This window comes from Candidatus Schekmanbacteria bacterium RIFCSPLOWO2_02_FULL_38_14 (assembly GCA_001790855.1).
GTDB lineage: Bacteria > Schekmanbacteria > GWA2-38-11 > GWA2-38-11 > GWA2-38-11 > 2-02-FULL-38-14-A.
In genome coordinates, this window is record MGDH01000001.1 from 79,427 (window position 1) to 101,034 (window position 21,608).

Here is a 21,608-nt window from a genome sequence, read left to right on the forward strand (position 1 = left end):
CCCCTGCGATTTTTTCAGGTGGCACGGGTCGTGGTATGTGACTCTTTGCTGATTCCCTGAGATGGGAAGCTTTCTGCTTAAATCCTGTTTGCCGAATTCAATAATGAATTCTGAAATATCAAATATTTTCTTTTTTATTTCATTCCATCGTGAAAACTTTTCATTATTCTGGTTTTTAAAGTGGTAATCATAGATTTTTTTGAATGCTGTCCCACAGGTTGCGCAGGCGACAACGATTGCATCAAACTGCGTTTTGGAGAATTCATTCAGGTTTGCTTCAGCCAATTTTTTTGAAGCTACAATATCTCCTGATGCAAAAGCAGGGAATCCGCAGCAATTTTTCTCCTTAGGAAAGATTATAGTGCAGTTCATTTTCTTTAAGATACCAACTGCAGATTCACCTATGTTTGGATAAACAAAATTAATCATACAACCGGGAAAGAAAAACACCTTTGGCTTTTTTGTATCACCCTGAAGCGGTTGCCTGTATCTATCAGAGAATGGTTTTCTGACAAGTCCGGGGATGAATCTTCCTCTTTCAAGGAAAAATGAAAAACGGTAATAGAGCCCACTGCTTTCAGTAATTTTTTTCAGAAACAAAGGGTCAAGGATTCTGAGCAGACTAAAAATAATTTTTTTTTGAGTCTCCTTTGAAGAAAGGATACTTAAGGCTATTTTCTTTTTAAAGGGGATTCCCCTGTTCTTCAAAACCTCATGGCGGGCAAATGGTATAAGTTGCTCAACCTCTATCTTGGCAGCACAGGTTTCCTTGCAGGAAAGGCAGAGAACGCACTGAGACATTACTTCTGCAAACCTTTCAGTAACTTCTATTTCTCCGTCAATCAGGGATTGGATAAGGGCAAATTTCCCTCTTGCAACCCCATGCTCTCTTTTTAGCTGCAGGAAAACAGGGCATGCTGACTGACACGCTCCGCATTTTACGCAGGATGAAAGCTCTTTTTTCAGGCTCTCTGTATTTTCCATAAAATTCTACTTTTTTTGTATAAAATAGTTATTAAAAGGTTGTTGAAAAAGTGCCTGTTCGGTGTCATTGCCTGCCTACCGCAGGCAGGCGCTTCGCTCGCAATGACAATGCTGTGAATTTTTTAACACCCTGTTAAAATTTAGTTTTTACCTAAACCCTCAAGCTTTTCCTATTTTTCAAGGCATACGATCTTTTTCCTGTCAACAATCACTTCCCTGCTGCCATCTTCATATTCGAGGGTTAATGTGGGTTCAAGCACTATGAAATCCTGGTGAAAACTTGTTCTCACCTTTCCTCCAAAGGATTTGTTGTCTCCAAAGGCGATGTGGATTGTTCCGGATATTTTTTCGGCTTCAAGAATGTTGTCGATTCTTGAAGCCATGTAATTTGTTCCGATTCCAAGCTCTGCAATGGTTTTGTTAAGAGGGTTTTCATCAAGCTTATTCCTCAGGCTCAAAGCATATTCTGAAACGCCCCGAACAAGGAATATTTTTCCATTTTTTATTTCAAAAACAATCGGACTTGAGAGTTTTTCTGTTGGTGCCCATTCAATCACAAGCATTCCGTCAGCAGTATCTTCAACAGGCGCAATAAAGGCTTCTCCTGCGGGAAGATTTCCGAAATCCCCATTGTTTTTTAAAATTCCTGTGTCAGAAAACCCGTCTCTTCCTTTTAATCCGAGCGTAATATTGGTTCCGTTTGGAGATGTAATCATAGCTTTATGCGCCTGAGTAAGCTTATATGCTATCAGTTTTGTTCTTTTAGCGACAATCTCCCAGTCAACATCCATTGAAGTGAGAAACATTGAAGGGTCAAATAGTGGAAGGCTTGCAAACCTTGCTCCTGTCAACCCTGTTAAGAAGTCCCGGAATTTTGTATGGCTTACAGAAAAATTTGCCATTGCAATTACAACATCCACTGCGTCATTTTTGTTTTCAATTATTAATTCTTCAGCTTCTTTAAGATCTTTTTCTTCCTCTCTTTTATTTATGAATTTTAACAGCAATCCGCTGTCCCGCAACTCTGCATATATCTTTTTACCAAATGCTTCTTCCCATATAAACTCGGGAGGTTCTGCGCCGTGAGACAATGTTGCATCGTAACTTATAAAAGTTGTACTGGTTATTTCTGAACCAGCTTCAAAGGTCTTTTTTGCGGTCTGCAAGAGTTCTTCCCGTCTTTTTCTTTCCCGCATTGATATTTTTTCGCTTTCTTTTATACAGTCCGAAAAAACAAGAACTCTTTCTCCTTTTCTGACTCCAAGGTTTATATGATATAAATTTTTAATAGCATTTACCAAATCTTTTTCTTTCATCAATACCCCTTGTTTCTTATTCTTTTAGAAACGATTAAATGAAAACCCAGAACTATAAATTAACAACTTGACTTGATATCACTAATCATTTCTAACTTACAACGAGATAATAAAAATTTAAAGCTTGTCTGATTCTATTATTTATTCAGGAATTATCAAGCCAAGAAATCATATTTTAGCGAGCTAATCAATTGACAGAAAAAAATATTTCTACTATATAGAGATATATCTTATGATTAAGGATAATGAGAATAATTGGCGGTATTAAGGGCAGTCAGAGGATAAAGTCTTCAAAAAGCAGAAGCCTCAGGCCAACAATGGACAGGGTGAGGGAGACTGTTTTTAATATTCTCGGCAACAGGGTTTCAAATGCTTCATTTTTAGACCTCTTTGCAGGAACAGGAAGCGTTGGCATAGAAGCCCTGAGCAGAGGGGCAAGAGAGGTTGTTTTTGTTGAAAAAGAATTCAGAACAGCTAAAATTCTCAGAGAGAATCTTGAGAGACTTGGTTTGGAAAAAGAGGGAATCATTCTGAAAATGGATTTCTCTAAAGCAATCGAAGCCATTAACAGGGATGGAAAACAATTTGACATAATTTACATTGACCCTCCATATGCTTCAGGATTGTGCGGAGAATCATTGAAGTTGCTGGCTGATTTTGATATTATCAACCAAGACGGTCTTATTCTGGCAGAACATTTTTTTAAAGATAAATTACATGAAATGTTTGGAGGGCTTAAGCTAGCCCGTATAAAGAAAATAGGAGACACCAGTATTTCAATTTTCAAGAAAGAGATGAACTGAAATGCCATCTAAAAAAATAGCTGTATATCCCGGCTCATTTGACCCCATAACAAATGGCCATAAAGACATAATTGAAAGAGGACTTGCAATATTTGATGAGGTGATAGTTGCCATTGCAAGGAATTCAGCAAAGAAAGCCCTGTTTGCTCTTAAAGAGAGAGAGAAGATGATTAAGGAAACAATGGAAGGCAGTAAAGGGATAAAGGTGGATATATTTGACGGATTGCTTGTTGATTATGTGAAAAAAGTTGGCGCGGGGGCGGTAATCAGAGGCTTGAGGGCTGTGTCTGATTTTGAATACGAGTTTCAGATGGCTATAACAAACAGGAAACTCGGGAAAAAGGTGGAAACAGTATTTCTTATGTCAACAGAGAAATATTCTTACCTGAGTTCAGGAATTGTCAAAGAGGTTGCTTCTTATGGAGGGAGCATTTCAGGAATGGTTCCTGAAGTTGTTATAAAGGCATTAAAAAAGAAATTTGCAAAAAAGAAACTGAGTCAGGAGATTAAAGATGGATTCTAATTGCATTTTTTGCAAGATAATAAAGGGTGAAATCAAGGGTGAGATTGTTTACTCGGATGACCTTGTAATAGGGATAAAAGATATTAATCCTCAGGCACCAGTTCACATACTGCTTATTCCAAAAAAACATATTCCAACTGCTCAAGAGCTTACAGAGGAGGACAGAGATATACTTAAAAACATATTTCTGGCTGCAAAAAAGATTGCCATTGATAAGAACATAGGAGAATCTGGGTATCGGGTTGTTATGAACTGCAATGCCGGTGCAGGGCAGTCAGTTTTTCATATTCATTTCCATCTTCTTGGAGGCAGAAAAATGGAATGGCCGCCGGGATAAGGAAATTTCAGCTTGCTGTCATTGCAAGCGAAGAGAAGCAATCTCGTTTATGTATACTGTATAACTATGAAACAGGAAATAGTTTTACACCACTTAGAGGAATTGGCAGAAAGGCTTTCAGTTGAAATAAGCTATGAAGACCTTAAAAAAGAGGGAATCTCTTTTAAGGGCGGTTCATGCAAGATTAAAGGGAAAGAAAGAATAATTATCAGCAGAAATCTTACAGCTGCAGAAAAGGTTGATATTCTTGCTATTGAGCTTTCAAGGTATGATATTGAAAGTGTCTATATCCCGCCTGCTGTGAAGGAATTGTTGGTTTCTAAAAAATAAGGGATGAACTGTTGCGGACCAAAATTTTAATTTTTGATTATGTTTATCAAGGATATTTTATTCCATAGAACCGTTATTAATAAAAGAAGGCTATCTGCAGTAGCGATAGTTCTGTTGCTTCTTTTCTCTCCTGTTTCGTGTTCCTTGAAAGGGGCAGTCAAGAAGTGCTCATTCAAGGCCGATAAGATAACAATCAGGGATTTAACCAATGACGGGTTCAAGGCAGTAGTAACTTTTAAAATAAAAAATCCAAACTGGATTGGCTTGACTGTTGAGCAGCTCGAATATTCCATACTCGTTAACGATAAAGAGCTTGGCTCAGGAAAGACTGAAAGCAGAATTTCAATACCCGGAAGAGGTAAGACCACTGTAGATGTTTCTGTGGATGTCAAGCTGACAGAGATATCAGGGTCATTATTTAAAATATTTCTTGCAGGAAAAATGGAATATCAGGTTAAGGGAAAAGCGGTTTTTTCAACTCTTTTGGGGAATGTTGAATACCCATTTGATTTGATAAAAAAGATTAAACCATTTAAAAAAAATGGAGTTTCTTGATTTCTTAGACATTTTATATTATGAACCTTTTTAATTATTCCGATAGGTTTAGATATGTGAAGAGTTAAAGGCTTGAAAAAAATATAAGAAAAAAAAGTGAAGCTGAAAATGTCCTTGACAAATCAATGATAATAAAATATTTTTACAAAGTACAAAGTAAAATGATTAAACCAAAAGCGAGAATATATATGCGTTTTAAATCTATCATATTCTATCTTATAATATTTTTAATCCTGTTTTTCACAGAATTTCCTTATGAATGTCAGAGTTTTACTGCCAATGTTGATATAGGGACAGGATCAATCGTTTTTAACCCTACTATTTCAGGTACTGTGATAGTCGGTGGTGCAGGTTTATCCGGTGTTACGGTTTCGGATGGGACGAGGTCCGCTATAACAGGTGCAGATGGTACTTATACGATTACAGGTGTTCCGGTTGGTACTTATACTGTAACACCATCTAAGACAGGTTATAGTTTTTCACCTTCATCAAGTTTACAAACAGTATCCGGCGCAAATGTTACCGGAGTTGACTTTACAGCAACATTAATTACCTATTCTATTTCAGGCACTGTGACAGTAGGTGGTGCAGGTTTATCCGGTGTTACGGTTTCGGATGGGACGAGGTCCGCTATGACAGGTGCAGATGGTACTTATACGATTGCAAGTGTTCCGCTAAATAGTTATACTATAATACCATCTAAAACAAGTTATAGTTTTACACCTTCATCAAGTTTACAAACAGTATCCAGCGCTAATGTTACCGGGGTTAATTTTACAGCAACGTTGATTACTGAGCCAACTTATACTATTTCAGGCACTGTGACAGTAGGTGGTGCAGGTTTATCCGGTGTTATAGTTTCGGATGGGACGAGGTCTACATTTACAGATGCAAACGGTAATTATACCATTATTAATGTTTCTGCCGGTACTTATACTGTGGCACCATCTAAGACAGGTTATACTTTTACACCTTCATCAAGTTTACAAACAGTATCCGGCGCTAATGTTACCGGGGTTAATTTTACAGCAACATTAATTACCTATTCTATTTCAGGCACTGTGATAGTAGGTGGTACAGGTTTATCCGGTGTTACGGTTTCGGATGGGACAAGGTCTGCTATGACAGGCGCAAATGGTACTTACACAATTGCAGGTGTTCCGCCTGCTAGTTATGCTGTAACGCCATCTAAGACAGGTTATACTTTTACACCTTCATCAAGTTCACAAACAGTATCCGGCGCTAATGTTACCGGGGTTAATTTTACAGCAATTTCAACAACAACAACAACAACAACAACAACAACAACAACAACAACAACAACAACAACAACAACAACAACAACAACAACAACAACAACAACAACAACAACAACAACAACAACAACAACTACTACTACTACTACTACTACTACTACTACGACTACAACTGAGGCACCGACAACAACGACCTCAACAACTTTTTCAACTACGACAACAACGACCTCAACAACAACTACTACGACTACTACTATAATATGCAGCAATACGATTCCTGAAATTTCACAAGTCAACCCAAGCAAGGGTCGTTATGGAAGCAATATAACAATTACTGGAAAAAATTTCTGCGATGCAGAAGGTCTTGTAGTTTTCGTGAAGTTTGGAACAGACGACATTGAGGCACCTGTCTTAGACTGGAAAGATGAGAGCATTGAAATCTCTGTGCCATGGGGATGTAAACCAGGAATAAATAAAATTAAGGTAATTACCGCCTTTGAAAATGAAAGTAATTTATATCCTTTCAAATTCATAAAACTGTTACCAAAAATTAATAAGATATTTCCTAAAAAAGGAAGATTTGATTCAGAAATTGAGATTAGCGGAATAAATTTTGGTGAAGAAAATGAAAATAGCTTAGTGCTGTTTAATCAGGTTGAGGCTGGTATTCTTTCCTGGGATGTTGAAAACATTGTTGTTGAAGTACCTGAGATGGTGGTTGGAAAAAACGGAAGAGTTGTTTCAGTTAAAGTAAAGACTACGTATGGGAGTAGTAATGTTAAGAAGTTTAAAGTATTGCCGACTCAAGGTAAATAGTAAAAACCCACTTGCTATTGCATTTTTAATATAGAATATTTCTAATCTCCATTTTCATCCTCTACTATTCTTGCAATTGATACAACCTTTGCACTGATTTCCATATCAATGAGACGTACGCCCTGAGTGTTTCTTCCTATTACACGGAGTCCTTTTACTTCTGTTCTTATCACCTTTCCATCTGAAGTTATCATCATTACATCATCGTTGTCATGGACCTGCATAACTCCTACTACCTTGCCATTCCTGTCACTCGTTTTAATTGTTATGATTCCTTTTCCACCTCTCCCCTGACATCGGTATTCATCAAGCTCGGTTCTTTTCCCATAGCCGTTTTCAGTGACAGTCAGAATGGTTGCCCCCTCGCTAAGCACCTCCATTCCTACAACCTCGTCCTTTTCTTCAAGCGAAACCCCTGTCACTCCCCTTGCACCTCTTCCTGTAGGCCTTACATTATCTTCCTTAAACCTTATGGAATTTCCGTCTTTCATTGCTAACAGAATATCCTTGTTCCCGTCTGTTATTCCTGCTGAGACAAGCTCATCATCTTCATCTATTGAAATTGCAATTATTCCTGTTGACCTTGGGTTGCTGAAGGCATCAAGGTTTGTCTTTTTAACAACTCCGTTTTTTGTTGCCATTATCACATATCTGTCCTCGGAAAATTCCTTAACAGGAACAAAGGAGCAGACTTTTTCTTCAGAGGATAATTTCAGAATATTCACAATTGCTCTTCCTTTTGTCGCTCTGCCAGCCTGAGGGATTTCATGGACTTTCAGCCAAAGGATTTTTCCCTTGTTTGTAAAAAAGAGGATGTAACTGTGGGTGCTTGCGACAAAGAGGGTCTCAACAAAGTCTTCCTCCTTTGTTATCATTCCAATTTTTCCCTTTCCGCCTCTTTTCTGGCTGCGGTAAAGGCTTGTCGGGTTCCTTTTTATGTATCCTGAATGCGAAATGGTAACAACCATGTCTTCTTCTTTTATGAGGTCTTCTATGTCTATTTCAGCTTCTGCCTCTATAATCTGGGTGCGCCTTTCGTCTCCGTATTTTTCCCTGATTTCCCTGAACTCATCCTTTACAATATTTTTAACAAGTTCCTCGCTTACAAGGATGGCTTTGTACTTTGATATGGTTTTAAGAAGCTCCTGATATTCTGCAACAAGTTTTTCCCTTTCAAGCCCTGTCAACCTCTGAAGTTTCATTTCAAGAATTTCCCTTGCCTGTATCTCCGAGAGAGGGAACCTTTTCATCAATTTTTCTTTTGCTTCAGCAGGATTTGCGGATTTTTTTATTATTGAGACTACTTCATCTATATTTTCAACAGCAGTCTTTAATCCCTCAAGGATATGTGCTCTTTCTTCTGCTTTTCGCAGATTATATCTTGTCCTCAGTATGACAATTTCCTTCCTGAATTCAACAAAATGGTACAGTATCTTTCTGATGTCAAGAACCTGAGGCTCGCCGTTAACCATTGAAAGCATTATAATTCCAAAGGTTGAGTGAAGCTGGGTATGCTTGTAAAGCTGGTTCAGAACTATTTCAGGGATTTCATCTCTTTTAAGCTCAATTACAATCCTCATTCCGTCTCTGTCAGATTCATCTCTCAAATCTGAAATTCCATCAATTTTTTTATCCCTCATCAGCTCTGCAATTGATTCAAGAAGCTTTGACTTGTTTACCTGGTAGGGGATTTCAGTTATGACAATGATATCCTTGCCTCCCTTTTTCGGCTTCTCAATTACGGCTTTTGCCTTGAGCATTACCTTGCCCCTGCCTGTTCTATAAGCCTCTACTATTCCTGATGTGCCGCAGATATATGCTGCTGTTGGGAAATCAGGTCCCTTGATTACCTGAAGCAGGTCATCAACACTTGCTTCGGGGTTTTCAAGAACTATGATTGCTCCGTCAATTATTTCAGTTAAATTGTGCGGAGGAATGTTTGTTGCCATTCCAACAGCGATTCCTGATGAGCCGTTTATGAGAAGGTTTGGAATCCTTGCAGGCAGGATTTCAGGTTCATTAAGGCTTTCATCAAAGTTTGGTGTGAACTTAACTGTCTCTTTATCGATGTCAAGAAGCATCTCCTGTGCAATCTTTGCCATCCTGACTTCAGTATACCTCATTGCTGCTGCAGAATCACCATCGACTGAGCCGAAGTTTCCTTGTCCGTAAATGAGGGGATAGCGCAGGGAAAATTCCTGAACCATCCTTATCATTGCATCGTAAACAGCCGTGTCGCCGTGGGGATGATACTTGCCTAAAACTTCTCCGACAATTCTTGCTGATTTTTTAAAGGGCTTGTTCCACTGAAGTCCCAATTCATCCATTGCATAGAGGATTCTTCTGTGCACAGGTTTTAACCCGTCCCTTACATCAGGAAGGGCCCGTCCAATGATAACGCTCATTGCATAATTAATGTATGAATCCCGCATTTCATCTTCAATGTTGACCGGAATCAGATTCTGCTGAACTGGGTTCATTTTTTTCCTTTCTAAATCTTTAAAAATACATTAAAAATAAGTCTTATTTGACAGGATTATAATTGATATTTTCCCTATGTGTCAAGATAAAGGTTTGAAGGGTAATTTGGTGAAAACTATTTATATCCCGAATTTCTCAACCACCTGCTTCATGATGTCAGGAATAGGGAGCTCATAGGGGCAGCGGGGAATGCATTCACCGCAGGCAGTGCATTTTGAGGCAGGCACAAGAAATCCCTTTTCTACTGCCTGAAGATAAGCGATCTTTTTCTTTTCAAAACTCAACACCCCTGCAAGGAGGATATCCAGCAATCCAAAAATCATTATACCCTGGCTGCATGGGAGACAATAACCGCATCTATGGCAGTAAATTTTTGCCATACGCTTGCCAAATTCTTCAAGCTGTTTTAATTCACTTTCAGTTACTTTCTGCAGAGTTCTTCCAAAAGCAGCGTTCATTTTAACTTCTTCAACAGTCTTTGTTCCCGGGATTACAGCAGTTATTGGTTTTTCAAGAATCCATTTAAGCTGTGCTGCTGCTACCTCTCCAAACTGCCCTCCTCCAAGGGGTTTCATTACAATTGTTCCTATATCCATCGTGTTTGCGAAAGGAATGAGGTCATCAATTACTTCTCTTTCAACTATGTTAAAGGGGAACTCAACAGCATCAAAGGCACCTGTTTTAACTGCGTCTATGAGGACTCCGCGATTATGCCCTGCAACAAGCGTATAATTTATTAAACCCTGTTTCTTTGCCTCTTTTAAACCCTCTATTGCTCCGTCAGGCGCGGTTATTTCTTTTAAATGGTAATCATAATCTACAAAGGCAAGGTGGAAAATATCTATTATCTTTCTTGATGTGCCTCTGACAAGAAGTTCATGCGCCCTTTTTATGTCCTCAAGCACTTCATCCTTTTTTTTTCTCATTGTCTTTACGCCAATATAGACCTCGTTACGGCGTGTTTTGAGAATTTTCCCGATTTTATTCTGGCTGTCAATATATGCCCTATCGTGAAACTGGGCAGGACCCTCATCAAGGTCAAAGTAGTTCATCCCTTCATCAATTGCAGCGTTTATAACTTTAATTGCTTCTTCAGGCGGAATAAAAGTAACAGGAAGCCCGCCAAAAGAGACACAGGAAATCTCCAGATTTGTTCTGCCAAGGCGACGGTGCAGCACAGTTCTCCTTTCGTTAGGTAAAAATACTTCATAATTTTCTAAAAACGATTATATTCTATTCTCATTTAAAATCAAATTCCCCCTCATCCCCCCTTTTTTATTTCTAAAAAAATGGGGGGGCAGAAGGGGCAATCTGCTATTTCATAAATGAATCGAATTCCATATTCCCCCTTTGAAAAAGGGGGACAAAGGGGGATTTTAACACAGTTTTTTGATTTTATTCAAAAGCGCAATATTATCAGAATGGCCTGAGAACCTTGCTGTTATTCTTCCTTTTACAGGCCTGCCAAGAAGGTAAAAATCTCCTATTATGTCAAGAATCTTATGTCTTACAAACTCGTTGTTAAACCGCAATTCAGTGTTGATAACTTTTTCATCATCAAGGAGTATTGCGTTGTTTATTCTTCCGCCGCTTATATATCCCTTTTTTTCCAACAGTTCAACATCCTTCAGGAAGCAAAAGGTTCTTGCAGGAGCTATTTCTTCCTTGAAATTTATCACATTCTTTAAAACAAAAGTAAATTCCTGGTGACCGATGGGCTTTGGATAGTCCATTGTGTAATGGATAGAAAATTCAGGTGCAGGCTCTATGGATATGTATTTTCCCTTAGGGTCGCCAATAAAATATGTATCATCTATGATAATTTCTTCAACATATTCATCCTGTTCCTCCAGTCCGCCGTCTTCGATTAGCTCGCAGAAGTCCTTTGCAGAACCGTCCATTATAGGGACTTCATCAGAGATTTTTATAAGAAGGTTATTTATTCCGTATATATGAAGTACAGCCATTATATGTTCTACAGTTTTAGCCTGGCTTTTGCCGCTCCTGAGAGATGTAGCGAACTCTGTTGATTCTACGTAGTCAAGAAATGCCGGAACTGTTTCTCCTGTTGAAATATTGCCAAAGGTTATGCCTGAGTTCGGAGGCTGGGGAATCAGAATCAATCCTGTCTTAAGACCTGAATGAAGTCCCTGACCGCATAGCACAACACTTGTTTTCAGAGTTTTCTGGCGTCTTTTGTTTAATGCTTTTGTTTTTCCAATGTTAATGCTAAGGGTTTTTACCTTGCGCTCAAGACTGCGTTTTCCAAGGGAAATAACCCTTGCAGTTTTTGACATGTCCCATTCATTTTTTTTAAGGTGATAGGCAATAAATTCCTTTTCCCATGCAGTCTGGGCTTCTTTTAATGATGAGTATCCTTCAAAACGATATGAAGAGCCATCTTTTTTCTCTCCTTTTATTCCTGCAGGGATATCATTAAAAGTGACTTTAGCCATTGGCACGGTTATTACGAGCCTTTCAATGATGTTTTTCAGTTCCTTCACATTACCGGGCCAGTTAAAAACGCTCAGAGCTACCATTGCCTCATCATCAATCTCTTTTATATTTTTACCATATTCCTCACAAAATTCTTTCATAAAATAGTTTGCAAGCAGTGGAATGTCATCCCTTCTGTCTCTCAGTGATGGTGAAAAAAATGAGATTTCTGTGAGGATTTTATAAAATTCCGGGTCGAAGTTGCCAAGCCTGACTTCTTCTGACATGTCTTTGTTTGAAGCAGCAATGAACCTGAAGTCGATGGGGATATTCTTTTTCCCGCCTGTTCGCTTCAATTTCTTGCTTTCAAAAACTTCTATAATCTTTTTCTGTATCCCGGGACTGATTTTATCCACTTCATCAAGGAACAAGGTGCCTCCTTCTACTATTTCAAATTTTCCTCTTTTGAAGGTTTCTGCTTTTTGTGAACTCTGATCCTCAAATCCAAAAAGCTGTGATTCAAGAGTATTTTCTGCAAGTATGGAACAATTGATTTTAATAAAAGGTTTGCTGCGGCGTCTGCTTTCAGCGTGAATTACCCTTGCAATGAGTTCCTTGCCGGTTCCGTTTTCACCTGTAATCAGGATATTCTTATTTGTTTCATATGCGTTTTTAATCTTACGGCGCATTTCTGCAATTAAAGGATTTTCTCCAATGATTTCATGCTTTCTGATTAGCTCCTTTTTAAGTTCAAGGTTTTCCCTTATAAGCCTTTGCTGTTCTATGGCGTGGGTAATGGTTGTGAGAACATTTTCAAGAGAGAGAGGCTTTTCTATGAAATCAAATGCTCCAAGTTTTGTAGCCCTCACTGCAGTATCTATGCTTCCGTGTCCTGACATTATTATGACCTCAAGGTCTGACTGGAATTCCTTTACTGTCTTGAGAACCTCAATGCCATCAAGTCCCGGCATCCAGATATCAAGAAGGATTACATCAGGAGAAATTGATTTGACAAGCTCAAGGGCCTGGGTTCCGTTTTCTGCCATTGAGACATCATACCCTTCATCAGTCAGAATCCCTTCAAGGGTTGTACTGATGCTTGGTTCATCATCTACAATCAATACATGTCCTTTTCGCATAATATTTTCCTCTTTAATCAATTTATTAAAAAAATACAACTGTATTTTTAGAAAAAATCTTATAATGAACTACCCCGCAGCAGAGCTGCGAGGTATCAAAGTCTTAGAACTAATTGCAATTACCTGTCATTCCGGGCTTGACCCGAAATCCAGTTTTTTGTCTCTAGATTCCCGCTTTCGCCTGCCTGCCGGCAGGCGGGAATGACAATAAATACTAATTGTACCCCGAAGCAAAGCTTCGAGGAATTTTTTGATTAAAAAATAACAAAGGGTAGGGGAGGCTTTAGCCTGCCCTGCCTTTCTAATAGTTATAAGTCATTAGTTATAAGTTCTCAGTTAATTCTACCTCGCAGGCAGTTCTATTACAAAGGTTGTTCCCTGAGGCTCATTATCCTTTACCCGTATATAACCGTTATGCTCTGAAATAATTGTATTTACGATTGCAAGCCCCAAACCTGTTCCCTGCTTCTTTGTCGAGAAATATGGCATAAAAAGTTTTTCTCTAAGATAAAAAGGAATCCCTATACCTGTGTCAGATACTTCTATCTTTACAATCTGGAAATCTGATACATACTTTGTTTTGATAAATATTCCTCCGTGCCCTTTCATCGCCTCTATGGCATTTTCAAGAAGGTTGATGAAAACCCGTTTTATCTGCTCCGGGTCCAGATGAAGCAGCGGAACTTTTTCTGAAAACTCTGTTTCAATAGTTATGTCCTTCAGGGTTCCCCTGTAAAGCGCTATGGCTTCGTTTATTATGTCATGAAGATTGGTCGGGAGCGGACTTGAAGTGGGCATTCTTGCAAACTGGGAAAACTCATTAACCATTTTTTTAATGTCATCAACTTCCTGTATTATTATATTTGTGCAATCCTCAAGGACTTCTCCCATATCTTCTGCTTTTGACTGGAATTTTTTCTTCAGTCTCTGTGCTGAGAGTTTTATTGGGGTTAAGGGGTTTTTTATTTCATGGGCGATTCTTCTTGCAACCTCTCTCCACGCAGCGACTCTCTGCGCCCGTATTAGTTCTGTAAGATTATCAAGCACTATAACCATGCCAAGATAATTTTCCTGACTGTCAAAGAGCATATTGATATTTGTCATGAATATAAAAACCTCTCCGTCAATGTTAAGGTTTATTTCTTTTTCAAGGCTTCTTGCGTTGTCATCAAGTATCTGAGAGATAATTTTCTTCAATGTTTCAAAATGCTTAATGCCAAATACTTCTGTGTAGTGTTTGTTCATAGTATCATTTTCATTGGCATGGAGCATGTTTTCTGCTGCCTTGTTTATGGTTGATATATTTCCATTATTATCAAGAGAGATAACACCTGTTGTTATGTTTTCAAGAACAGTTTCCATGTAAGTTCTCTTCTGTTCCAGCTCAATATTGGTATTTTTAAGGCTTATGTTTTTTTCCTCAAGGTCAGCCTTGTTTTTTTTTAGTCTGTCAGTCATCTGGTTAAATGAGCTGACAAGGACTCCTATTTCATCCTGGCTTTCAGGGTCTGGTTCAAGGTCAATATGAAAGTCAAGGTTTCCTCCGGCAATTTCTTTTGTCCCTTCAGCAAGTTGCTGAATAGGACCTGTTATGCCCTTTGCCATTTGAAGCCCGAACCACATTGCAGCAAAGATAATCAGTATAGTAACAATAGCAAACATTGCGATGTAGTTGTTGGCAATTGGTCTTTTAAGAATGTTTTTTTCCCTGTATTCCTTGTATGCGAGGTTTATTGATTTTATGTCCTCAGAGATTCCTTTTGGCAGGTAAAAGCTTGTTGCAACTGCGCCAATTATGTGGGTTTTATCTCCATGGGCTTTAATTGGAGTAATTCCAATAATTAATTCGCCTTTTCCAACAGGTTTTATTTCAGTGATTTTTTTCCCCCGAAAGGCTCTTCTCAAGAATTTTTCTCCGGGTTTTTTGAATCTGTTTTCCGGAAATTTGGGATCGAGGATTTTTACAAGCTCTTTTTTGTTTGTACTGTAGATGGAGATAGAACTTAAATTATATTCCTTGCGTTTTTCGTTTACCAGATTCTTTAAATTGTCTATTCTGCTTTTTCTTATCAGATTTTTTTCTGAGACTTCCTTGCTCATCTGCCAGCTGAAATGAAGAGCCCTGCTCTCTAAATTTTTATAGTAGCTTTCAGAAACTTCAAGCGCCACGCTCAGGGAATTCTCTATTGGAAGGCTGAACCAGTACTCTATGGTCTGGGATATAAGGACTCTTGCAAATAAAAAGAGGAGAACGGAGGGTATTATTGTAAGCAGGAAGAATGAGACAATAAGTTTTGTCCTGAATTTTGCTCCGGGAACTTTTCTCTGTCTTTCAAAATACAGCTTTACAAGGTTGCGGATTACAAGGAAAAATAAAATCAGCAGGAGGATAAAATTTATATTATAAAATGAATAAAAGATGATGTAGTTTGCAATTGGAGAAGAAGCCTTTATGTTGCGGGTATAGACCTCTACAAAAGTGATAGCAACAAGGATGAGCAGTATTGATACAACCGTTATTATTATTCTTCTTCTTCTGATATTTGTTTCTACCATGATATCCTTGCAAACAATTTTCCTGCTTCCTGTTTAATAATCCCGTTCATTTCAAGGTTTAAAAGGATAGCAGAAACTTTGTTAACCGGCAAATTGGACTCTTTGGCTATTACGTCAATGTGGACAGGGTTCTCGTTTATAAGAGAATATATTATTGTCTCTTCTTTTGATAAACTCAAACGGGTTTCTCTGCTTGCCTCATTGCCGGCTCCTGTTTTTGATTTTTGCGGTACATTCAGCTCGCTGATAATGTCAGAGATATCTTCAACAAGTTTTGCCCCTTCTTTAATAAGCGAATTGGTCCCTTTGCTGTTTCTGGCATTGATATTGCCGGGTATTGCAAATACCTCTCTTCCCTGCTCAAGCGCCTGTTTTGCTGTTATTAATGCACCGCTTTTTTCAGATGCCTCAACGACAAGGGTTCCAAGGGATAAACCGCTTATAATACGGTTTCTGACCGGAAAATTTTCACGGTGAGGCGGCATTTTCATTGGGAATTCTGATATAACAGCCCCTGATGTTGAAATCCTTTCAGCAAGCCTTGAATTTTCCTGCGGATAAATCACATTTAATCCTGAGCCAAGAACTGCAAAGGTTTTTCCTCCTTTTTCAATTGCTGTGGTATGTGCTACTGTATCAATTCCTCTTGCCATACCGCTTACTATTGCAAAGCCTCTCGCCACTAATTCTCCTGTTAATTTCTCAGTGATTGCTTTTCCATAATAGGTTGGGTTTCTTGACCCTACAATTGCAATTCCGGGTTCAAAATCTTTAATGCTTCCTTTGACATAAAGAACAGGAGGGGGATTGTGTATTGTTTTTAAAGTTGCCGGATATTCCGGGGAATCGAGGGTTAATACCTCGACGCTGTTCTCATTTATCAGCCTCAGTTCTTCTTCAATAAGCCTTCCGTCTTTAAGAGAGATTATCTCCTTTGCAAGCTTGTCTCCGATTCCCCTGACTTTAATAAGGTCATTATAGGAAACCTTGAGAACATTGCTTGCCGTGCCAAAGTGCTGCAGGAGTCTGGTAAACAGGATTTTTCCAATGCCTGATACCAAATTGAGGGCTATCCAGTCTTTTTTGTTGTTGTCCATGGGATATGACCTTAATTCTTTCCTGCCTTTTTTATCAAACGGAAGGTCTCTTCGTAAATAACTTTTCGAGGTCCTATTGCAATAATTGTACTAGCTCAATAATTCGGTAACTTTTTGGAGCTTATCAAAAGGTGTTTCATAATTCAATTCCCCATGTTTTCTTAAGTGATTATACTCAAATAAAAAGTTTCCAAGATTCATTATAAGATCCTTCTCAGAATCAAAAGAATTAGGATAAAAGAATTCATTCTTGATAATTTTCCAAAAGGCTTCTATCTTACCATTGGTTTGTGTTTTATTATTAATTATACCAAAAGAGTTACCTGATTAGTGAGCATTAACAACCTATTTTTTAAGCTTCCTGAAAGTGTTAATTATGAATCTACTTCTTTAATGAAACATTTCAAATAGAATCAATAATATAACAATAGTTTTTATGGATACCATATTGTTGAGATGGAGAGTTAGCGATCAGAAGACACCTTGACCATCTCTATAGGCTGCTCCTTGCCACAATGCTTGCAAACTATTGCATCTTCTTTAATAATCTCTGCACAGTAGGGACATATTTTGGTATATCCTTTAGATACCAGAGGTGGAAGTACAATAATAACAGCAATAAGTAACGGAACAATTGCACATAAGAAAAGCCACAATATCGGGCTGCGCCCTTTTCTTCTGGCTATAATGCCGCCTACAATGCCTGCAATAGTAAGCAGAATAACATATCTAAGCAATGGGATTCTCTACTTTGTTACCCCGTTAGAAAGCCCCCATGTATGGCGGGGAAAAAGCTTTTTCCTTTCTAACGGGGTTTATGATTATTCGTTTAGGACATAGATAGTATATCAACGTCCTTTATCTTTTCTGTACCTCACCTACGCCAATAAATGGTATTGCGCCACCACCTGTAACCTGGGGGAGTATCCCATTCCATTTATCTATTGCCTTAAGATTTGCCTCTATCTTTCTAAGCTCTATAAGATCGGTTGAAATATTTGCTCTTTGGAGCCTCAGGGACTCTGCCTCTGCTTTGGCTGCTGTAATCGTCTGCTCTGCCTCAATCTTTATCCTCTCCAGGTCTCTCTTTGCCTTTTGTGCAAGCTGGTCTGCTGTTTGCTTTGCCTCAATAGCCTCCGTAAATACTTGTGAGAAACTGAATGTGACAATAGAAAACGCATCAACTGCTATATTATACTTCAGGAGTCTTTCAGAAAGGGCTTCTTTCATTGCCGTGCTTACTGCCGGCCTCTTTGTAATAAGCTCTTCTGCTGAATACCCCGCTGACACAGCTTTCATTACCTCTTGTATTGCAGGGTCTATCATACGCTCCTTGAATTGTACCCCAAGGGTCTGATAGACAACATTTGCCTTATCAGGTATGACATGATAGTTAAGCGCAACCGATAAAGTCACATCCTGAAGATCAGCCGAGGCAGATGCGGAATCAGTCACTGCCTTCTGCACCTTGACATCCATTATGGCAATCTTCTGCATTACAGGCACTATGAAATGCAGTCCTTCTCCAAGCACATTCTGCTGAACAGCGCCAAAATTGAGGACAACCCCTCTTTCACCTGCTCCAATCTGAACCCATGGTTTCAAAAACAGAAAAAACACCAGAATTGCTCCAATAATCACTGCCACCCTCATAGGGCCTTTCTTCATTGCAGACTGCATTGTCTCCTTTGCCATGTAGATACCTTTCTCAATATCTTTCTCATCTAACATTATGCTTCCTCCTTTTGTGATTGTTTACCCCGTTTAGAAATTGAAGATTTCTAACGGGGTTTACTTCCCTGCCTGTCGGCAGACAGGAAGCCTTCTTATCCTTGGAACGTAGATTGCAAATCAACGTTCCTTTCTTTTTCCTTTCTTTGCCTCCTTTCCTGCATATCTGTTTGTCATGGTCGGTTCAATTTTTAAGGGATTAGATTCTTGTTTAGATTAGAATAATTTTGTTATAAGTATATAAGTTTAGATTTCAGTGTCAATAAGTTTTGATTAGAAACTTTTTCAGAAATCTCTTTTTGAACTTTGAGCTTTGTCACTTGACATTACTACACCAGCAAACTAAATTTAATTATATGGCTAAATTCCCTTCCTTCCTTTCCTTTGTCCTTGACAATCCTATCAGGGCTTTTTTTACGGACAGAAAAAATCTTATTGAGAAAACAGGCATAAGAGAAGGAATGACAATTCTTGAGGTTGGGTGTGGAAATGGTTTTTTCACTCCATACCTGTCAAAAGCTGTCGGTAAAGATGGAAAGATTATTGCCATTGATCTCCAGAAAGAGATGATAGAAAAATTAAGAGGCAAGATAAAAAGAGAGGGTTTGAATCATATGGAGACAATAATCGGTGACATAGGAGAAATTAACCTTTTACAAACCAGTATTGATTTTATTTTCATTTATTATTGTTACCATGAGCTTGAAGATAAAAATGGAGCAGTTAAAAAGTTTAAAGATGTTTTAAAAGAGCAGGGCTCGCTTTTTATAGCTGAACCCAAATTCGAGGTAAAACTTAAGCGGAAAGAGAAAATGAAAAAGCTTCTTCAAAGTGAGGGATTTATATTGAGTGAAGAATGGGCAAGTCTTTTTAGTTATTACTTAAGATTCAAGAAAAAGATTTAAATAAGGGGGGGGTAATGCTCACTCAAAATTTGGGCTTAAGCAAGAGAGGCTTAAATAAAATTATCATTAGTTTTCAGCTAAAATCTCGGCTATATGCTTAACTTCTATCTTATCTCCTGCCTCCCTGAGTCCGCCCTTAATCTGCATGATGCATCCCGGGCAGGCTGTCGCAACTGTTGTTGCGCCGGTTTTTCTTATAGTTTCAAGCTTCCTCTCTAAAATCGCTTCAGAAATCTCAGCGTATTCAAAGGCAAAAGAACCAGCAGCACCGCAACAGTGGCAGGGGAACTCCATTTCTATAAAGTTTAAGCCTTTAACACCTTGCAAAAGCTCGCGTGGTTCTTCAGTAATCTCAAGGCCTCTATGCAAATGGCAAGAGTCGTGGTAAGTGACTTTTTTGTTACTTATACCCTTTGGCTTATAATTTAAAAATTTAATGAGGAATTCTGAAAAATCATAGGATTTTTTTGCGAGCGATTCTGCTTCTGCCTTTTGTGTTGGATTGTTTTTTAAAAGCAATGGATATTCATTTCTTAAAGCCTCAAGGCATGTAGCGCACCCGGTTATTATAAAATCAAAACTTTTTAGAACTTCGATATTCTGAAGAGCCATCTCTTTTGCAGTCCCTGTATCCCCGCTGTAAAGGACAGGTATTCCGCAGCAGGTTTGCTCAAAGGGAAAAACCGTTTCAACATTTTCCTCTCCAAGGAGTTTTAAAATACTTTTACCAATTTCAGGATATATGAAATCTATTAAACAGCCTGAGAAAAAAGCTGCCTTGAATTTCGGGTTTTCATTTTTTTTAATAGGATTTTTTTCTAAAATTTCCCTTAGAGACTCGCGGGCTATTGCTGGCAAATAACGGGACTTTGTGTACTTTGAAAAAAATAGCGGTATATGGCGGAGGGTTGTTCCCCCTTTTATAAAGGGCTTCTGAAGTTTTGAGGCAGTCTTTATTGCCATGTGAAATAGTTCCCGGTTTTTCATTAATTTTTTAAAAATAACTTTTTTTACCCATGGCAAGCCTTCTTTTTTAACAATTCTCTCGCGGAGTTTAAGAAGGAGTCTTGGAATATCAATTTTAACAGGACATACTTCTGAGCAAGCCTTGCACCCTGTGCAGGAGAAAGCCATCTCCCTTGCATTCTCAAGACCGTTAAGAAATGCAGTGAGCACTGCGCCTATCCCTCCCATGTATACATGGCCAAAGACATGCCCTCCAATCTCTTTATATACAGGGCAGACATTCAGACATGCACCGCACCTGATGCAGTATAAAGCCTCCCTGAAATCCTCATCTTCATACATCCTGCTTCTGCCATTATCTAAAACTATGAGATACACTTCCTTGGGACCGTGGGCTCCAAGGGTTATATTAAGCTCAATATCAGCAGTCCTGCTTGGTCCGGTGATAAAGGAAACATAAGTTGAAATTTTCTGTCCTGTTGCGCTTATGGTTAAAAGTTTTAAAAGTTTAACCGTTTCCTCCAGTGAAGTGACGAATTTTTCGATTCCTGCTATTGCAACGTGTACAGGCGGAAAACCTGATACTAACCTTGCATTTCCTTCGTTTGAGACAAGGGTGATTGTCCCTGATTCAGAGATGAGGAAGTTAGCGCCTGTTATTCCCATTCCTGCATTGCAGAAAAAATTCCTCAATTCGTTGCGGGCAACTTCTACCAGTGTTGAAGGATCTGCTGGAAGCTTTTTACCTGTAACTTGAGAAAAAAGCTTTGCAATTTCCTCGCATGTCAGATGGATTGCAGGCGCCAGAAGGTGAGATGGTTTTTCGCCTTTTAACTGAACAATCCATTCTCCCAAATCTGTTTCAACAACCTTAATTCCTGCATCATTTAATCTTTCATTAAGATTAATTTCTTCAGTAGTCAGAGATTTTGACTTAACAATTAAATCTACATTCTTCTTCTTGGCTAAATCTGTTATAAAACCTGATGCCTCTGCTGATGTATTTGCTTTTATTACTCTTCCGCCTACTTTTTCAAATTCACAGGTAAATTTTTTTATATTCTCAAAAAGATTCTCAAGCCCCTTTTCCCTTATTTTTCTTGCTTCCTTTCTTAACTCCTCAAAATTTTCTATATCCTTTAATGACTTCTTCCTGTTTTCATCAAACCTTTTTGTTGTTCTCTCAATAGCAAGGCGCTGAGAATCATTTTTCACAGCTTTACTGACTTTTTTGAGATATTCTTTATGGCGTTTTCTGTGAGACATGTTTTTATCTTATTCCTTAATTTATTATTTCTTCAAGATATTTCTATTGAAAAATTTTTCAAATAGTGTCTTAAGGAAAGAAATTTTATAAGAAAGTGTTTGTTGTGCTGA

Annotated in this window: 16 protein-coding genes and 2 pseudogenes (1 of these 18 cut by a window edge); 8 read left to right on the forward strand and 10 right to left on the reverse strand. The window is 38.4% G+C overall.

The features are described from left to right. Window positions 1–984 (reverse strand): annotated as a pseudogene (locus tag A3H37_11975) (hypothetical protein) (it extends 288 nt beyond the left edge of the window). A 170-nt stretch (window positions 985–1,154) separates the two neighbouring features. After that, window positions 1,155–2,300, reverse strand: a complete 1,146-nt coding sequence (locus tag A3H37_11980; protein ID OGL51758.1) for a hypothetical protein — start codon at window positions 2,298–2,300, stop codon at window positions 1,155–1,157. Window positions 2,301–2,545: 245 nt separating this feature from the next. Between A3H37_11980 and A3H37_11985 the strand changes: the two genes are divergently transcribed. The 5 genes from A3H37_11985 to A3H37_12005 all read left to right on the forward strand — a co-directional run bounded on the left by A3H37_11985 (window position 2,546) and on the right by A3H37_12005 (window position 4,848). Beyond that, entirely contained in the window at window positions 2,546–3,103 is a 558-nt protein-coding gene (locus tag A3H37_11985) for a 16S rRNA (guanine(966)-N(2))-methyltransferase RsmD (GenBank protein OGL51759.1), read from the forward strand. Between the two features lies 1 nt (window position 3,104). After that, window positions 3,105–3,626, forward strand: coding sequence for a pantetheine-phosphate adenylyltransferase (locus A3H37_11990; GenBank protein OGL51760.1), 522 nt, complete (start codon window positions 3,105–3,107; stop codon window positions 3,624–3,626). Beyond that, complete coding sequence (locus tag A3H37_11995; GenBank protein OGL51761.1) at window positions 3,616–3,963, forward strand: histidine triad nucleotide-binding protein; 348 nt, start codon at window positions 3,616–3,618, stop codon at window positions 3,961–3,963. Before A3H37_11990 ends, A3H37_11995 begins: the two co-directional genes overlap by 11 nt. A gap of 66 nt (window positions 3,964–4,029) precedes the next feature. Then, complete coding sequence (locus A3H37_12000) at window positions 4,030–4,293, forward strand: hypothetical protein (protein OGL51762.1); 264 nt, start codon at window positions 4,030–4,032, stop codon at window positions 4,291–4,293. 114 nt (window positions 4,294–4,407) lie between these two features. Beyond that, window positions 4,408–4,848 carry a hypothetical protein gene (locus A3H37_12005; protein OGL51763.1) on the forward strand — a complete coding sequence of 147 codons (441 nt, stop codon included), beginning with the start codon at window positions 4,408–4,410 and terminating at the stop codon, window positions 4,846–4,848. Window positions 4,849–6,127: 1,279 nt separating this feature from the next. On the opposite strand, the pseudogene A3H37_12010 reads toward A3H37_12005, so the two are convergent. Beyond that, window positions 6,128–6,361: pseudogene (locus A3H37_12010) on the reverse strand (hypothetical protein). A gap of 118 nt (window positions 6,362–6,479) precedes the next feature. Here A3H37_12010 and A3H37_12015 point away from each other — a divergent pair. Then, complete coding sequence (locus tag A3H37_12015; GenBank protein ID OGL51764.1) at window positions 6,480–6,920, forward strand: hypothetical protein; 441 nt, start codon at window positions 6,480–6,482, stop codon at window positions 6,918–6,920. A gap of 41 nt (window positions 6,921–6,961) precedes the next feature. On the opposite strand, the gene A3H37_12020 is transcribed toward A3H37_12015, so the two are convergent. The 5 genes from A3H37_12020 to A3H37_12040 all read right to left on the reverse strand — a co-directional run bounded on the left by A3H37_12020 (window position 6,962) and on the right by A3H37_12040 (window position 16,629). Next, the gene (locus tag A3H37_12020; protein ID OGL51765.1) at window positions 6,962–9,400 is read right to left on the reverse strand and encodes a DNA gyrase subunit A; all 2,439 of its coding nucleotides are present in this window, start codon (window positions 9,398–9,400) and stop codon (window positions 6,962–6,964) included. A gap of 120 nt (window positions 9,401–9,520) precedes the next feature. Next, window positions 9,521–10,579 carry a hypothetical protein gene (locus A3H37_12025; protein OGL51766.1) on the reverse strand — a complete coding sequence of 353 codons (1,059 nt, stop codon included), beginning with the start codon at window positions 10,577–10,579 and terminating at the stop codon, window positions 9,521–9,523. A 198-nt stretch (window positions 10,580–10,777) separates the two neighbouring features. Further along, entirely contained in the window at window positions 10,778–12,976 is a 2,199-nt protein-coding gene (locus tag A3H37_12030) for a UDP-3-O-[3-hydroxymyristoyl] N-acetylglucosamine deacetylase (protein OGL51767.1), read from the reverse strand. A 342-nt stretch (window positions 12,977–13,318) separates the two neighbouring features. Beyond that, window positions 13,319–15,532 carry a hypothetical protein gene (locus tag A3H37_12035; protein ID OGL51768.1) on the reverse strand — a complete coding sequence of 738 codons (2,214 nt, stop codon included), beginning with the start codon at window positions 15,530–15,532 and terminating at the stop codon, window positions 13,319–13,321. After that, window positions 15,526–16,629: a DNA protecting protein DprA gene (locus A3H37_12040; GenBank protein OGL51769.1), complete on the reverse strand. Its 1,104-nt coding sequence runs from the start codon at window positions 16,627–16,629 to the stop codon at window positions 15,526–15,528. The genes A3H37_12035 and A3H37_12040 overlap by 7 nt, the downstream gene beginning before the upstream one ends. 570 nt (window positions 16,630–17,199) lie before the next feature. On the opposite strand from A3H37_12040, the gene A3H37_12045 reads away from it, so the two are divergent. Next, on the forward strand, window positions 17,200–17,469 hold the full coding sequence (locus A3H37_12045) for a hypothetical protein (protein OGL51770.1): 270 nt from the start codon (window positions 17,200–17,202) through the stop codon (window positions 17,467–17,469). An 18-nt stretch (window positions 17,470–17,487) separates the two neighbouring features. Here the strand turns inward: A3H37_12045 and A3H37_12050 are convergent, their stop codons facing one another. Further along, window positions 17,488–18,324 carry an HflC protein gene (locus tag A3H37_12050; protein OGL51782.1) on the reverse strand — a complete coding sequence of 279 codons (837 nt, stop codon included), beginning with the start codon at window positions 18,322–18,324 and terminating at the stop codon, window positions 17,488–17,490. Window positions 18,325–18,716: 392 nt separating this feature from the next. Here A3H37_12050 and A3H37_12055 point away from each other — a divergent pair, with 392 nt between their 5' ends. Continuing rightward, window positions 18,717–19,265, forward strand: a complete 549-nt coding sequence (locus A3H37_12055; GenBank protein OGL51771.1) for a hypothetical protein — start codon at window positions 18,717–18,719, stop codon at window positions 19,263–19,265. Between the two features lie 66 nt (window positions 19,266–19,331). Here A3H37_12055 and A3H37_12060 read toward each other — a convergent pair whose 3' ends face one another. Further along, a complete protein-coding gene (locus tag A3H37_12060) occupies window positions 19,332–21,497 on the reverse strand; it encodes a hypothetical protein (GenBank protein ID OGL51772.1) in 2,166 nt (721 codons plus the stop codon). Between the last annotated feature and the right edge of the window lie 111 nt (window positions 21,498–21,608).

Bases quoted from the DNA above. Each gene is read 5' to 3' on its own strand.
- A3H37_12000 (OGL51762.1), top strand. From the start codon at position 4,030: ATGAAACAGGAAATAGTTTTACACCACTTAGAGGAATTGGCAGAAAGG.
- A3H37_12020 (OGL51765.1), bottom strand. From the start codon at position 9,400: ATGAACCCAGTTCAGCAGAATCTGATTCCGGTCAACATTGAAGATGAA.
- A3H37_11995 (OGL51761.1), top strand. From the start codon at position 3,616: ATGGATTCTAATTGCATTTTTTGCAAGATAATAAAGGGTGAAATCAAG.
- A3H37_12040 (OGL51769.1), bottom strand. From the start codon at position 16,629: ATGGACAACAACAAAAAAGACTGGATAGCCCTCAATTTGGTATCAGGC.
- A3H37_12060 (OGL51772.1), bottom strand. From the start codon at position 21,497: ATGTCTCACAGAAAACGCCATAAAGAATATCTCAAAAAAGTCAGTAAA.
- A3H37_12035 (OGL51768.1), bottom strand. From the start codon at position 15,532: ATGGTAGAAACAAATATCAGAAGAAGAAGAATAATAATAACGGTTGTA.
- A3H37_12030 (OGL51767.1), bottom strand. From the start codon at position 12,976: ATGCGAAAAGGACATGTATTGATTGTAGATGATGAACCAAGCATCAGT.
- A3H37_11990 (OGL51760.1), top strand. From the start codon at position 3,105: ATGCCATCTAAAAAAATAGCTGTATATCCCGGCTCATTTGACCCCATA.
- A3H37_11980 (OGL51758.1), bottom strand. From the start codon at position 2,300: ATGAAAGAAAAAGATTTGGTAAATGCTATTAAAAATTTATATCATATA.
- A3H37_12050 (OGL51782.1), bottom strand. From the start codon at position 18,324: ATGGCAAAGGAGACAATGCAGTCTGCAATGAAGAAAGGCCCTATGAGG.
- A3H37_11985 (OGL51759.1), top strand. From the start codon at position 2,546: ATGAGAATAATTGGCGGTATTAAGGGCAGTCAGAGGATAAAGTCTTCA.
- A3H37_12055 (OGL51771.1), top strand. From the start codon at position 18,717: ATGGCTAAATTCCCTTCCTTCCTTTCCTTTGTCCTTGACAATCCTATC.